The sequence below is a fragment of the Roseburia sp. TF10-5 genome (assembly GCF_003462365.1).
GTDB lineage: Bacteria > Bacillota > Clostridia > Lachnospirales > Lachnospiraceae > Roseburia > Roseburia faecis.
In genome coordinates this window covers 40,928-54,678 of sequence record NZ_QTYW01000003.1, presented here as the reverse complement: position 1 = coordinate 54,678, position 13,751 = coordinate 40,928, and the positions used below count along the sequence as shown (strand labels likewise).

General features: G+C 43.8%; 17 protein-coding genes and 1 pseudogene. 2 read left to right on the top strand and 16 right to left on the bottom strand.

Features of this window, described 5'->3' with window-relative positions; all coding sequences use genetic code 11:
- Window positions 1–140: 140 nt before the first annotated feature.
- From DXD06_RS03955 to DXD06_RS03945, 3 genes are read right to left on the bottom strand one after another with little or no spacing between them, the layout of a single operon-like run.
- Window positions 141–707, bottom strand: coding sequence for a TetR/AcrR family transcriptional regulator C-terminal domain-containing protein (locus tag DXD06_RS03955; protein ID WP_117830740.1), 567 nt, complete (start codon window positions 705–707; stop codon window positions 141–143).
- 14 nt (window positions 708–721) lie between these two features.
- On the bottom strand, window positions 722–952 hold the full coding sequence (locus DXD06_RS03950; protein ID WP_171029094.1) for a hypothetical protein: 231 nt from the start codon (window positions 950–952) through the stop codon (window positions 722–724).
- The gene (locus tag DXD06_RS03945) at window positions 933–1,541 is read right to left on the bottom strand and encodes an HdeD family acid-resistance protein (protein ID WP_117830739.1); all 609 of its coding nucleotides are present in this window, start codon (window positions 1,539–1,541) and stop codon (window positions 933–935) included. The genes DXD06_RS03950 and DXD06_RS03945 overlap by 20 nt, the downstream gene beginning before the upstream one ends.
- A 107-nt stretch (window positions 1,542–1,648) precedes the next feature.
- Between DXD06_RS03945 and ybaK the strand changes: the two genes are divergently transcribed.
- Window positions 1,649–2,131 carry a Cys-tRNA(Pro) deacylase gene (gene ybaK / locus DXD06_RS03940; protein WP_022044843.1) on the top strand — a complete coding sequence of 161 codons (483 nt, stop codon included), beginning with the start codon at window positions 1,649–1,651 and terminating at the stop codon, window positions 2,129–2,131.
- Window positions 2,132–2,175: 44 nt separating this feature from the next.
- Here ybaK and DXD06_RS03935 read toward each other — a convergent pair whose 3' ends face one another.
- The 5 genes from DXD06_RS03935 to DXD06_RS16945 form a co-directional block, all read right to left on the bottom strand.
- Window positions 2,176–3,141 (bottom strand): SseB family protein, encoded by a 966-nt coding sequence (locus tag DXD06_RS03935; RefSeq protein ID WP_022044844.1) that lies wholly within the window; start codon window positions 3,139–3,141, stop codon window positions 2,176–2,178.
- Between the two features lie 104 nt (window positions 3,142–3,245).
- Entirely contained in the window at window positions 3,246–3,863 is a 618-nt protein-coding gene (locus DXD06_RS03930) for a GTP pyrophosphokinase (protein ID WP_117830738.1), read from the bottom strand.
- Window positions 3,864–3,977: 114 nt separating this feature from the next.
- The gene (locus DXD06_RS03925) at window positions 3,978–4,487 is read right to left on the bottom strand and encodes an NUDIX domain-containing protein (RefSeq protein ID WP_158569482.1); all 510 of its coding nucleotides are present in this window, start codon (window positions 4,485–4,487) and stop codon (window positions 3,978–3,980) included.
- Between the two features lie 1,366 nt (window positions 4,488–5,853).
- The gene (locus tag DXD06_RS03910) at window positions 5,854–6,768 is read right to left on the bottom strand and encodes an NAD(P)/FAD-dependent oxidoreductase (protein WP_117830734.1); all 915 of its coding nucleotides are present in this window, start codon (window positions 6,766–6,768) and stop codon (window positions 5,854–5,856) included.
- Between the two features lie 65 nt (window positions 6,769–6,833).
- Window positions 6,834–7,109 carry a hypothetical protein gene (locus tag DXD06_RS16945; protein ID WP_138344995.1) on the bottom strand — a complete coding sequence of 92 codons (276 nt, stop codon included), beginning with the start codon at window positions 7,107–7,109 and terminating at the stop codon, window positions 6,834–6,836.
- A gap of 189 nt (window positions 7,110–7,298) precedes the next feature.
- Between DXD06_RS16945 and DXD06_RS03905 the strand changes: the two are divergent.
- Window positions 7,299–7,427, top strand: a pseudogene (locus DXD06_RS03905) (magnesium transporter); the annotation flags it as partial.
- Window positions 7,428–7,579: 152 nt separating this feature from the next.
- Here the strand turns inward: DXD06_RS03905 and DXD06_RS03900 are convergent.
- From DXD06_RS03900 to DXD06_RS03865, 8 genes are all read right to left on the bottom strand, one after another.
- Window positions 7,580–7,993, bottom strand: a complete 414-nt coding sequence (locus tag DXD06_RS03900) for a M67 family metallopeptidase (protein ID WP_117830733.1) — start codon at window positions 7,991–7,993, stop codon at window positions 7,580–7,582.
- 164 nt (window positions 7,994–8,157) lie between these two features.
- Window positions 8,158–8,964 (bottom strand): thiazole biosynthesis adenylyltransferase ThiF, encoded by an 807-nt coding sequence (gene thiF, locus DXD06_RS03895; RefSeq protein ID WP_022046741.1) that lies wholly within the window; start codon window positions 8,962–8,964, stop codon window positions 8,158–8,160.
- The gene (gene thiS / locus DXD06_RS03890) at window positions 8,964–9,173 is read right to left on the bottom strand and encodes a sulfur carrier protein ThiS (protein WP_117830732.1); all 210 of its coding nucleotides are present in this window, start codon (window positions 9,171–9,173) and stop codon (window positions 8,964–8,966) included. Before thiS ends, thiF begins: the two co-directional genes overlap by 1 nt.
- Before the next feature lie 12 nt (window positions 9,174–9,185).
- A complete protein-coding gene (locus tag DXD06_RS03885; RefSeq protein WP_117830731.1) occupies window positions 9,186–9,503 on the bottom strand; it encodes a thioredoxin family protein in 318 nt (105 codons plus the stop codon).
- 18 nt (window positions 9,504–9,521) lie between these two features.
- A complete protein-coding gene (locus DXD06_RS03880) occupies window positions 9,522–9,767 on the bottom strand; it encodes a sulfurtransferase TusA family protein (protein WP_022046738.1) in 246 nt (81 codons plus the stop codon).
- Window positions 9,760–10,620 carry a 4Fe-4S binding protein gene (locus DXD06_RS03875; protein ID WP_117830730.1) on the bottom strand — a complete coding sequence of 287 codons (861 nt, stop codon included), beginning with the start codon at window positions 10,618–10,620 and terminating at the stop codon, window positions 9,760–9,762. Before DXD06_RS03875 ends, DXD06_RS03880 begins: the two co-directional genes overlap by 8 nt.
- A gap of 36 nt (window positions 10,621–10,656) precedes the next feature.
- Window positions 10,657–11,889: an O-acetylhomoserine aminocarboxypropyltransferase/cysteine synthase family protein gene (locus DXD06_RS03870; RefSeq protein WP_117830729.1), complete on the bottom strand. Its 1,233-nt coding sequence runs from the start codon at window positions 11,887–11,889 to the stop codon at window positions 10,657–10,659.
- A gap of 161 nt (window positions 11,890–12,050) precedes the next feature.
- The gene (locus DXD06_RS03865; RefSeq protein ID WP_117830728.1) at window positions 12,051–13,751 is read right to left on the bottom strand and encodes a sulfate adenylyltransferase subunit 1; all 1,701 of its coding nucleotides are present in this window, start codon (window positions 13,749–13,751) and stop codon (window positions 12,051–12,053) included.

Below are 13,751 nucleotides of genomic sequence, written 5' to 3'. Positions count from 1 at the left end.
TTTTCTCTCAGCCTATCATAAAAAAAAAGACCGAATATGAAAATATTCAATCTTTTCGTCATGTACTGCATGATTATACATTTTGAGTGATTTGTATGAATTCGTATACAAATCATTCAAAATGTCATCGCATATTCTTTTTATAATTCTTTGATGATGTCGGTCAGAGACCGGGTCAGCATATACTGATATGCTTCGGCCATTTCGCGCGGCGAGATGGTCATTCCCATGCTGATCCATTCCTCTGTTGCAAAACACATGGACTGTGCATAATAGGAAGATATCACCTCCGGCGTCAGCCATTTGTGTTTTGAAACCCTTCCGCTGCTTTCGTTTTGAATCAATTCAAGCAATACTTCCCGCACACATTTTTTTGCGATATCGTGAAATTTGACCGGTCCCTCCATTTTTACCAGCTGTGAATAAAATGCCTTGTCCTTTTCAATGTTGGTAAACAGCAGAACCATTGCTTCTATAATCATATCATTCCGGATCAGAGGTTCTACCGGCTCTAACAGTTCTGTCCGGATGATCCATTCAATAAGCTCAAATTTATCCTGAAAATGATTGTAAAACGTTGGCCGGATGACCCCTGCTTTATCAGTTATCTCTTTAATTGTAATTTTTTCTACCGGCCGCCTGACAGCAATCTCTTTCAAACTTTTTGCAAGCAGCTGGTCAATATCGGTTTTGCCCTGTATTGCCATTTCGTCTGTTATCCTTATTCGTCAAATTCCATGGTCACAAAGTACCCTTTTTCTGTCTCCTTCACATCAATCACATCGCCTTCCCGGCTTTTTAAACGTTCGCCTACCGCATAATTTCCTGACATGGCTATTGCATGCTCAATGGTATAATAATAGGAAGTTGGAAGTTTTCCCTCTGTCACCTTCAGATGATCCCCTGCTTTGGTCAGTCCCGGACGTTCCATTTTAAATTCCATCTGTCTCATCACGGTCACCTTCATTTTCCACAAACTCTGTATCAACAGTCTCTGTGCGCCGTCTGTAATCCCTCGCTGCACGCGTTGCTGTGACAGCAATCCACAGATTCAGCGCTCCGTTGATAATCAGCACGATTCCTACCAGCATAATAAACTGTTTCAATACGGTAAGCGGACAAAAAACACAGACCAGACCGCAGACCAGACAGATGATAGCAAATACAAGATCCATGCCCCACTTTTCATATCCGTATTTTTTGGCATTCACAGCCTCCGTCACCGCACGAATTCCATGAAATACAAGTCCTACACCCAGTATAACCGGAACCAGACTGACAATCAGCGACGGCTGGATGAGAAACCAGATTCCAACTGCAAGTACCAGAATTCCGACAATCGTTGAAGCTCCAAATGTTGCAAGGCTCAAAATAAAGCTTCCCAGATAAATAATTCCAACGATGATCATTGCAATCGAAAGAAGTGTTCCGATCACATCAATAACTCCGCCTTTCCACACAACAAAAATAATTCCAAGCACAATACACAAAACAGAAGAAAGCAGATAATCCGCCTTTGCCCGCTTCAAAAATTCTCTCATGAAATGACGCCCCCTTTTGAAATATCTTTTGCAACATTATAACATTTCCTTTTTTATTGTTCAACTTTTCCTCTAAAAATGATATACTGTGCGCGGAGGTGAATATCATGGGAAAAGAAGTAAAAACCAATGCCGTGCGTATTCTGGAACGAAATAAGGTTCCCTATGAACTGCTGACTTATGAATGTGACGAATTTATAGATGGAATTCATTCTGCCGAAGCCACTGGCACCCCGGTTGCCCAGACTTACAAGACACTTGTCATGCAGGGCAAAAGCAAAAAATACTACGTATTTGTCATTCCGATTGCCGAAGAGGTTGATCTGAAAGCTGCCGCGCGTGCAGTTTCCGAGAAATCCGTAGAAATGATCCATGTCAAAGATTTAACTGCAATCACTGGTTATGTCCGTGGAGGCTGCAGTCCTCTTGGCATGAAAAAAGCATTTCCAACCGTTATCGATGCCTCTGCCAGGCAATATTCTGAAATTTATGTAAGCGGCGGCCGTATCGGAACCAGCATCCGGCTTGACCCTCAGGATCTGGCACGGGTTGTCCGCGCTACTTTTGCGGATATTCTTGCCAGACCATAAAAAGAAAAGTGTGCCAGATTTATTTCCCTGACACACTTTTTCTTTTAATTTTCGCCCGGCTGCCGGATAATATCCAGCACACGCTGCAACTCGGCTCCCTCTGCCGGAGCCTCTCCATAGTCAACATGCTTCCAGTCTTTTTTGAATTCTCCAAGCAGATGTTTTCCCGGATCCTGGGTCCGTTCAATCGTAAAATATCTGCCCTCCTGCGTTTCGTCATTCCATGCAAAATATACACGGAAACAGGATGGAACTCCCATATCGCGTACCGGCAGATCCACACGGACAATCAGTAAACTGTCGGACAAATCCATAACCATAACGGAGAAATCTTCCGGCAGATACGGATACATACGTTTCTGCTGATAACATTCCTCAAAAAACTGATCCATATATTCTTCTTTCTTCTCGCAGAGGTCATCCATCATCTGTTTGCCCTGCGCAAAAAAGCGCTTTGGCATAAAACCAAATTCAAACTGCTTACGTTCAAACAACAGATACTGTTCCTGTGTAAGCTGCATCTTCTTTGGCTGCGCTCCCTCTTTACGCTTCTTTTCCACTTCCTCGATTTTTTCCACCAGTGCACGTTTAAAAATCAGATTCTGTGTGAATGGATTGATCACTATTCCGGATACCTTTTCATCCTGCTGAAAAACCATGTTATTCGTTGCAAGGAACGGCATGTTTATAACTGCTTCACTCCTCGGAGATTCCGGAATCTCCTTTTTACTTGTATAAATTGGAAGAAACATTCCGTTTTTCGGACTGTTGATCAGACACGGAACCGGCTTCTTTTCATCATTTAAATTTGCCGGAACAAGCACACGTCTGGTTCGCATCAGCTCGATCAGGGCATTTAAATTCTCACCGGTTTTTTCTTTCAGATATAGATCTATCTGTGCTTCCACATCTTCATTTTTTACATCAAGTGTCATGCTTGGATCTGTTGGTTTCTCCTGCTTAAGATCCTGCTTCTTCATGACATCTTTTAACTTCTTTTTGTCGATCATCTGTGTATATCTCCTAACCCCATGCTGTCGGTATTGTACAGGTTAATCCCTGTGCTCATGATATAAAAGCATTTTAGCACATATTTTGAGGAGATTCCATACCTTTATACGGTTTTTGAATCATCAAGCGTTTTCTGGATCAGTTTATCAAGTCTTCTTCCGATCCTGGCATATTTTTCAATGCGGCGTTCCATTTCCGGCGGAACTCCTTTTTTGTAAGAAACCCGGTTATCCATTCCTGCCCACGCATCCATGATCATCGTCCGCAGCTGCAATTCCACACGAACCACAGTTGTCTTTCCTTTGTAAGACATCGGGATATCCAGAACGATATGGTAACTCTCATACCCATTTTTCTTTGGTTTTCGAATGTAATCTTTTGCCTTTACTACGGTATATGTGTCTGTTTTTCCGATCTGCCGCGCAATCCAGTAGATTTCCTTGACACTGTAGCAGATACAGCGGATCCCGGAAATATCGTTCAGTGCAGTAACTGCGGTATCAAAATCCACGTCATAATCCTTGCGTTGCAGCTTTTCTGCAATGCTCTCCGGTGTCTTCATCCGTGTTTCGATAAAACGTACAAATCCCTGTCCTGTTTTTTCTTCATATTCCCGGTTCAGTTCCCGCAGCCGGTTTACCACAATCTCTCTTGCCAGTGCATGTTTTCTCTGAAAATTATCATCTTCCCAGTGCTTCCGGAGTTTTTCTAATTCATCCATAACTTACCTTCCCTGCTTTCTGTTATATCTATCCTATTCTATTCTCCACTTTTCTACAGGATAACAGGGGCATGTAAATACAGACTTCTTTCCTATGTAAATTGTTTGTAAAAACTATGTGGTGAGAATCTTTTTTTCCACAAGCATTTTAACAAATTCCCGATCCCGGAAACTCCATGGCTGCGTCGCACAAAATGGTTCGTTCCCATCGATAATCTCCTGTGCGGTTGCCCACTCCAGATGAAATCCTTTCGCAATCTCGCTTTCGGTCATATGCGTCTGTGTCATTTCTTCTTTTGCATCACAGAAAAAAAAGCAGGAGTGACAGACATAGATCTTGTTTTTTTCAAACAGATCTCGCCGCCGCTCCACAATTTCTCCAATCGGACGGATGGATTCCGGAATCACAATAAGCCCGGACTCCTCCCCCACTTCACGAATCAGCGCATCTTCCAGCTTCTCGCCCGGTTCCACACCTCCGCCGAGAATTTTATAATCTCCGGCACTGCCATGTTGTGTTGCAATTTTTCCATCACGAATAATCACGCCGCGTGTCGAGTATTTTTCGAACACGGGCATTCCCTCTTCATAATCTTTTTTATCTAATGTTAAAAGTATCTGCACGGCATTTCTCCTTTGCTGTTCCGACATACAATTTTGTATCATTATAGCACTATCACGGAGGTTTGTGCAGATGTTTTAAATATAAGTTTTTTCAATGCGACGAATTTGTGCGAGTGTTTTAAATATAAGTTTTCTCAATGTGACGGAAGAAGGGGGACATTCTCTTTCTACAGAAAAATTTGCAAATTAGCGCCGATATTGATTTCAGGTTGGTTTGGCAAAGGTTTTACTTTTATGCTATTAGCTTTATATGATGGAACTACGGCGCAGTTGCAAATTTGTTCTTCCGAAAGAAATGTCCCCCTTCTTCCTGTTGGCTGGTGAAAATATAATTGAGAAACATATTTCCGCAAATCCTGTCTGTTGAATAAATATAAAGGCACCAGAACCTGCAGTTAAAGGCGCTCCCGGAAGGAAATGCATACAATGAGTGCTTACGGTAAAGTGATAAATACTTTGGAAGTTTGACATGCAAATAAGTGGAAATTTCATTGCTGGTATTTTGTGAAACAATCGTTCTATTGAAGCTTTTATATTCTCGGGCATTATGAACTTATAAATGAAAGATGAGGGCTATATAATCAAAATTCATGTGAAAGATGCCATCGCGGTATCTATGCCAATAAAATTCAGTAAAAAATTCCACCGTGGTATCTATGCCAATAAAATTCAGTAAAAAATTCCACCGTGGTATCTATGCCAATAAAATTCATGTAAAAGATACCATTGTGGTACCTACACGCTAAAAATTTAACATTCAGATACCGGAAGGTCTCTATAGATCAAAAATTGCTTTTCCAGATACCGCTTTTTCTAAAAAACCGGTATCTGGAAAAGCAATTTTTACTATATAGGTGACATTTTCTAATTTCAAACAGTAAAATTTCGGAAAACCGTCACCTAAAACTTTAATTTTTCGTCTATAGATACCCGGCCTTATCATTGAGTGATTTAACAGGGTATTTTTATGTTTATTCCAGTTCATGGGATTCGTAGCTGTTTTTGAGGCGTCCCTTTAACTGCAGGTTCTGGTGCCTTTATATTTGTCACACAGACAGGATTTGCGGGCATCATTCTTTTACTTATGGTTTTCCAATCCACAGGAAGGAGGGGGACATTTCTTTCGGAAGAACAAATTTGCAACTGCGCCGTAGTTCCATCATGTAACGTTAATAGCATAAAAGTAAAACCTTTGCCAAACCAACCTGAAATCAACATCGGCGCTGACTTGTAAATTTTTCTGTAGAAAGAGAATGTCCCCCTTCTTCCGTCGCATAGAGAAACCTTATATCTAAAACAACTCCCCCGCAAATCCGTCCCACTTGCCAAACCCAAAGGCTCCCAGACCCCGCAGTTAACCAGCAATTTATAAAGTTTTGAGATACTCCACAATACTTGTCACACTGTTGGCACCATCCGCCACCGCGGTCACAATCTGACGCAGCTTCTTGGTGCGGACATCTCCTGCCACAAAAAGCCCCGGCTGCTCCGTCACCCCGTCTTCTCCGGCACGCACATAGCCATGATCTAAATCCAGCACAGAAGCCACCGCATCGGTCTGCGGATTCATACCGACTGCGATAAAGATACCGCTGACCGGCAGTTCTTTTTCTTCTCCTGTTCCGGTGTTTGCAATTACCAGATGATCGACCATCTGCTCCCCACAGATTTCTTTCACCACAGTATCCGGCAGGAAGGTGATCTTCGGCTCATTTTCCACCTGTTCCTGCAATACTTTCGTACCACGCAGTTCCTGTCTGCGGTGAATCAGATACACTTTTTCACATCCGGCTGCCAGATACAGGGCATCTTCCAGTGCCACATCTCCACCGCCGACAACCGCCACTGTCTTGTTACGGAAAAAAGCTCCATCACAGGTTGCACAGTAAGACACCCCGGCTCCTGCCAGTGTTTCTTCTCCCGGCACCCCGAGTTTCCGGTGTCCGGCTCCGGTTGCCAGCAGTACTGTTTTTGTCTCATAAACAGTTCCGGAAGCACCGGTGATTTTCCACGTTCCGTCTGTATTTTTTTCTACGTTATCCACTTCATCGCTGATGAACGGAACCTCCAGTGCTTTTGCATGCTGCTCAAATTTCTGCGCCAGATCAAACCCATTGGTTTCCGGCAGTCCCAGATAATTATCAACTTCCTGTGTATAAATCATCTGTCCGCCACCCATCGGCTCTTTCTCTAAAACAACCACATCCAAACAGGCGCGCTTTGCGTAAACAGCTGCCGAAAGTCCTGCCGGACCGCTTCCTATAATGACTAAATCGTACATGTTATTCCTCCTGATTTTCAAAAAAATCTATTTCATAAATAATGGCATTTTTATTCTTTCCTATTTTACCATACCCCTATACAATGCGCTATTTTCTTTTCTCCAATAATAACAAAATATGCTCCTTTTACAAAAATTTTACGTGATTCAGGGTTGAAAAATCCATTTACAAATGCTACCATAACCAAGGATTTAAATCCACAATCATAAAAATCTGAGTAATGGAGGTGAAATTCATGGACAGTAGCGATAGTTTTGGGCGAAGTAGACATTTGAATACCGATGCTTTTTTCACTGGCAAAATTATCGTTTTCACTGGAAAATGAATTTTGCCGATTCATGATGTTTAAAGCACTGGTAGGTGCTTTTTTTGTGCCTGAATATATAAAACTGTATACCTGAGCCCTTTTCTATTGTGCATATCCGCAGCATGATGTAGCTTTTGTTGCACATGATGTGCTTGATGATATTATCGTCCACTCCTATCCATAGGTAACCGATCACGAAAAAATTGATGACTGCATGGAAAGATTCCCATGTTTTTTCATAAGATAAAAATTGATCCTGCGGTTGCATCCGGTCCACTCATTACAACCGTCAATGACCTTGTGGCTGTTGTGACTTATTACGGTCTGGCATTTTTGTTACTGATCATGTAAAAATATAATCTTTGCACCATACTACCGAAAAATGCTGCCTGACAACAATATGTTACAGGCAGCATTTCTATTCAACAATTTCTAAGCTGCATAGGAGATATCGCTTACGCGAGATACCCCAGATAGAAAATCTATCCGCAGACGGATACCCTTTACTGAATAACCAGTTCTTCAATCGTCACATTTTTCTCTTTGTCAATGTCAAAAGCTTTAAGCATCGGCTGATCCCTATCCATCAGGGAAAGAATCAGGTAATTGACCGTCGGATCATATGCCAAACGCTTATCTTCCTCGGACGGGCGTGACGGCGATTCCGGATGGGAATGCCAGTTGCCAAGCGGCACCAGACCGTTTGCACGCATATCTTTGACAGCAGCAAGCTGATCCTTCGGATTCATAGAAAAATGCTCGTTGGTGTGATCAACATTTTCTAACAGATACACCTTCTCAATGATTTTTTTATCACCATCTTTGGTACCTGCAATCAGACCACATGCCTCTTCCGGAAGGTTTTCCTTCGCATGAGCTAAGATTTTTTCATAGTCTGCTTTTTTCATGGTAAGCATAAAATTTTCCTCCTTTTCAAGGAGCAAATCGCATATAAAGTCTGCTTCGCAGAGGCGATTTGCGCAGGAGATATCGCTTACGCGATACCTCATGTGGAGCAGTTCGCATATAAAGTCTGCTTCGCAGAGGCGATTTGCGTAGGAGATATCGCTTACGCGATACCTCAATGATCCGGGCACTCGATCTGCTCGTAATCGATCAGTTCTGTAATGGTCGGATGATCGCCACAGATGGCACACTTATGATCTGCCTTTGGCAGTTTGATCGTGTGGAATTCCATCTTTAACGCATCAAAAGTCAGAAGCTTTCCGGTTAAGAGATCGCCAACACCGATCAGATATTTGATGGCTTCCATCGCCTGTAAGGATCCGATGACACCGCCCATTGCGCCGATGACACCAGCCTGCTTGCAGGTCGGAACTGCATCCTTTGGTGGTGGATTCTTGAATACACAACGGTAGCATGGTCCTTCTCCCGGAACATAGGTCATGAGCTGACCCTTGAAACGGATGATTCCTGCATGGGAGAATGGCTTCTTTGCCATTACACAGGCATCGTTGATTAAGAATTTTGCCGGGAAGTTATCGGTTCCATCAATGATGAAATCATAATCTTTAATGAGATCCATAATATTTTCAGAAGTAACAAACTCACGGTATGTATTTACCGTTACATCCGGGTTCATTGCATTCATGGTTTCTTTTGCAGATTTTACCTTTGCTTTTCCTACATCTGCGGTGCCGTGAATGATCTGACGCTGTAAGTTGGACAGATCCACTTCATCTGCGTCCACAATACCGATGGTGCCCACACCGGCTGCGGCAAGATACATTGCTGCCGGTGCACCAAGTCCGCCTGCACCGATAATCAAAACTTTTCCGTTAAGGAGCTTTTTCTGACCCTTGACACCAACCTCCTGCAGGATGATGTGACGGCTGTAACGCTCCATCTGCTCATTGGTAAATGCCATTAGAAGCTTCCTCCTCCCATGAAGTATAAGAACTCAACTACATCGTTTTCCTTTAATGTTACGTTTGCAAGATCATGATTTTCTACGAAATCATCGTTTACGGTAACGGTCACATATTCCGGATTCTCCACTTTCTCGTCAACAACGAGCTGTGCCAGTGTTGTTCCCTCTTTAATCTCTTTTACGTTTCCTGCGATTGTTACTTTCATCGGTAACTCCTCCTAAATATATTTTTTCACAATTTCTTCCAGTTCCGGTTTCTTAATCAGACCGCGCACACGCTCTGCTTCCTTTCCATCTTTGAAAAACAGGATGGTCGGAGAAACCATAACGGAATACTGTTCTGCCAGTTCCCCGTCAAAATTTGCATTGACTTTGACCACTTTTAAGCGATCCTCATAATCATCTTCGATATCGCCAAGAATCGGTGACATCTGTTTGCACGGAATGCAGGAATCGGAATAAAACTCCACCAGTACCGGTGTAGAAGCCTGCAAAACCTCCGCTTCAAAATTATCTTTACTTACTCTTGCTGCCATACGCTTAACCTCTCTTGTCTACTCTTCGAGTTTCTTTACAATAAGGTCATAAGTTCCATCTTCATTGTCGATCAGCTTTAATACCTGCTGTCCCTCTTCCTTGAAACTTCTCGGTACGTTCTGCACCGGCTCTCCATCATTCATATGTACGGAAAGCACCTGTCCGATCTCTAACTCTTCCATGGCCACCTTTGCCTTGACAAACGTCATCGGGCAGACCACATCCGTAATATCTACAGTTTCATCAATTGTAAAATCAGCCATTGTATGCCTCCTTTATCTTCTCTTCAAATTTATCAAGTCCCACTCTCTCGAGTGTCATGCGGAAACGCTCTCCCGGATTGGCATTGTCATCAAAGAACTGGATTGCCGCATCGGTAATGCGGAATAACTGTTCCTCGGATGTCACAAGCGGAAGATAATTCTCGCCCTTGTATACGCGGTTTCCAAACAGTCCACCGAAAGATACCTCAAATGCAGGTGTCGCTTTCCATGCATCGGTCGGACAGGCCTTTACACAGCGTCCGCAGTTGTTACATTTTTCCTCATCGAGAACGATTTTTCCGTCCACGGTGCTGATTGCATCCACGCGGCAGATCTTCTCACAGATCCCACAGTTGATGCAGGCTGCTTCCTCCCATTCCACAATAGATGCACCCTTGATTCCGACATCATTTTCTTCTGCCTTTAAGCAGTTGTTCTGGCATCCGGTTACACCAAATTTAAACTTATGCGGAAGTTCTCTTGCAAAATAACGCTCATCCAGTTTTTTTGCAATATCATAACTGTCAATATTTCCACTAGGGCATACCGCCGATCCCTGACAGGCTGTAATCGTACGGACACGCGGTCCACACACACCCGGCTTACATCCCCCGGTTGCCAGCACTTCCTTAACTTCTTCTACATCGTCAAGTTTGATAAATGGGATTTCCACACTCTGACGGGAAGTCAGATGTACGTGTCCGTCTCCGTATTTTTCTGCAACCTTTGCGATAATCTGTAAATTCTCTGCTGTAAGATTTCCACCTACCACAGCCAGCCGCAGGGAAAAATTATTTTTTTGTTTCTGGCGCATAAATCCGCCTTTTTTCAATGTAGCATAATCAACAGCCATTACTCTCTCCTTTAAACCTTGTGTATTTTTCTTTGTTTATCCGGCGGTATTTTGGATTGCTGCTGTAAAATCCTGCTTCAGATCTTCGATATCCTCAATACCGACACTTATTCTTATCATATCATCAAATACGGCAGCGTCAATCTTTTCCTGCTCGGTTGAGTGTGCCGCCAGTGTGGATTCCGGATGCACGATCAGTGTCTTGGTATCTCCGATATTGGATACGATCTGTGGAATCGTCAGCGCATTCATGATTGCAAAAGCGCGTTCCTTGCTTCCCACGCGAATGGTTAAAATTGCTCCAAATCTTCCATCCAGCAACTGCTTTGCCACACCGTTCCACGGACTCGATGCAAGTCCCGGATAGTTTACGCTGATTCCCGGAATGGTTTCCAGATAAGCCGCAAGCTGCATTGCGTTGTCACACGCCCGCTCCATACGAAGCCCCAGTGTCTCCATACCAAGCAGATTATAGTATGCAGTCTGCGGCGCCATACAGGCTCCCATGTTGCGGAACAATCCGTTTCTCAGTTTTGCAGTAAAGGCAAATTTTGCAAACTTTTTATAGTCTCTCATGCCCGGATACCGCTCCAGATCCCATTTGAATCTTCCCGCATCGGTGATCACACCACTGATGGCACTGCTGTTGCCGTTGATGTATTTGGATGTGGAATTGATTACGATGTCTGCGCCAAGTTCGAGCGGACGAACGAGAAACGCGGTAGCTACCGTATTATCGATCATGAGCGGAAGATTGTGCCGCTTTGCGATCCCTGCAAGTGCCGGGATGTCGGTCACATCCAGCTTTGGATTTCCAATCGTCTCCGCGAAGATGACTCTCGTCTTATCCGTGATCTTTGATTCGAGATCTTCCAGATCATTCGTATCTGCAAAAATTGTTGTAATTCCAAACGCTTCCAGATCGTGGTAAAGATCAATCGTTCCTCCATACAGGCTGGTGCTTGTGATGATCTCATCACCACTTCCTACGATATTCAGAAGGGCATTGGTAATTGCCGCCATGCCGGATGCACAGGCAACGGATGCCACACCTTTTTCCAGAACCGTCATGCGTTCTTCAAATGCTGCGATGGTCGGGTTATTGATTCTTGTGTAAGAATATCCAGCAGCTTTGTTGTGAAACAGCTTCTCATGCTGCTCTGCCGATGGCTGAAAGAAAGCACTGGACTGGTACACCGGGGTAAGTGTGGCTCCGGTCACCGGATCTCCGGTTTTTGTACCATGTAGTAGTTCTGTGTTGAATCCCATTTCATTTCCCCTAATTCATACTTATCTAATAGGTTTAATATGTTATAGTTAATATACCGCAATCATACCCTATTGTCAACCTTTTATTTCCACTTATTTTTCCACCAAAAAAATCCCCACTGGTGAAAACCAGCAGGGATTCCATTCTCATAATAAAATTATTATTCTGTCCAGTGCTCATCCTTAAATACGATGCGGCGGTAAGTCTCAAAATCAACCCACTTATTAAAGAAGTTCTCAGAAATCTCACTGCCCTCTGCGGAAAGCTCCTTCTTGAACGCATCCACATCTGCGGCACTTGTTACATGAACTGCAAATCCACGGCCGTTGATGACAGGCACATCGTTGTATGCAAAGTCAGCAAGCGGAATAATTGCAGTAACCTTCTGGTCACGGATGGATACCACTACCTGCTCACGCAGAACAACCACATCAAAGCTGTCCGGATACTGATACGTCTCACCCTTGACCGGAATCACATCACCGATCGTGTAAGTTTTATCGGAAGGCTGTACCTTAAAGACGTTCATAGCCTCAAGGTCATAGTAATATTCCTCGAAGATATCTCCGTTTGCCTTGAGATTTCCGTGGGCAAATGCGCATTTTAAGTCTTTCGTCTCATCGAGCGTTGGATTTTCCACAACACCACATGCGGAGGTCATGTTGGAAATACGGTCGATCAGGATCAGTTCTCCCAATGTCTTATGCTTTGCAAAAGCATCAATGACGATCTCTTCCTGCAATACCAGATCGCAGACCGCAATCTCGTTCTTGCGCAGGCGGCCAACCGGAATAAATTCACCGGTGTTGACATCAATCTTGTACTGGATATTCTTTAAGATACCCGGAATCGTACGTGTACCGAGTTTTACGAGATAATCTTTGCCGACGGTCAGTTCCTCATCGTCCATCCAGAGGATTGTTGCGGTAAATTTCTTGCTGACCGGAAGCTTCGTATCTTTTGCGAGAACACATCCGCGGGATACATCCACTTCCTTGTCAAGCTGGATGGTAACTGGACGGCCTGCATCTGCAGTCTGTGCATCTTTATCTCCGACTAAAATGCTCTTTACTTTTGCATGCTCATTGCTTGGCAGAGTCACGATTGTATCACCGACCGATACAGCGCCACTCTCGATCTGTCCCTGGAAACCACGGAACGTGTGATCCGGACGGCAGACACGCTGTACCGGCATATAGAAGCCTTCCTCCTGCTTCTTTTCGCTCACATCGATATTCTCTAAGTAAGCAAGCAGTGGCTCCTGCGTGTACCATGGCATATTGTCGGAATGGGTGGTGACATTGTCACCCTCGGTTGCAGATACCGGAATGATCTTGACACTTGCTAAATGCAGTTCCTTGGAAAGTTCCTGAATTTGGTCAACGATCTCCTTGAAACGCTCCTCACTGTAATCGACAAGATCCATCTTATTTACAGCAAATACAAAGTAACGGATTCCCATCAGTGCACAGATTCTGGCATGTCTTCTGGTCTGTACAAGCACGCCCTGCTTGGCATCCACAAGAATAACTGCCAGATCTGCAAAGGAAGCACCGACTGCCATGTTTCTGGTGTACTCCTCATGTCCTGGTGTATCTGCAACGATAAAACTTCTCTTTTCGGTGGTAAAATAACGGTATGCCACATCAATGGTGATACCCTGCTCACGCTCTGCCATCAGTCCATCCAAAAGAAGGGAATAGTCAATCGCACCGCCGCGGCTTCCTACTTTGGAATCCAGCTCCAACGCTTTCTCCTGATCTGCGTAAAGCAGTTTGGAATCGTATAAAATATGTCCGATCAGTGTGGACTTTCCATCGTCTACACTACCGCAGGTAATAAATTTCAATAATCCGCTCAT